This window comes from Haemophilus sp. HMSC61B11 (genome assembly GCF_001838615.1).
GTDB lineage: Bacteria > Pseudomonadota > Gammaproteobacteria > Enterobacterales > Pasteurellaceae > Haemophilus_D > Haemophilus_D parainfluenzae_AD.
Map to the genome: position 1 here is coordinate 1 of NZ_KV837994.1, position 318 is coordinate 318.

General features: G+C 44.3%; 1 pseudogene. It reads right to left on the reverse strand.

From position 1 onward, the window contains the following. Positions 1-318: pseudogene (locus tag HMPREF3263_RS07150) on the reverse strand (type VI secretion system tip protein VgrG); the annotation flags it as partial.

Here is a 318-nt window from a genome sequence, read left to right on the forward strand (position 1 = left end):
ATTGCCTATATGGATTGTTTCATTGCGGCCTACTTGCTCCGTGCGGTCATGCCCCACTTGAGTCGTTTCATCATGTTTCACAATATGATTAAGGTCTTTCTCTGCATGAATAAAGACTTCTTCACGTCCCATTTCATCTTCAAAACGCAACTCATTAAAACCATTGCCTTTATGGGTTTTGGATTTAATCGTCATGCGAGTTTTATGTTTGGGAAGCTCGTAAGGGGGCTCTGTGGTACTGTGATAGGTACGCCCTACCACAATCGGTTGGTCCGGGTCACCATTGAGGAATTTCACCAACACTTCATGGCCAATTCG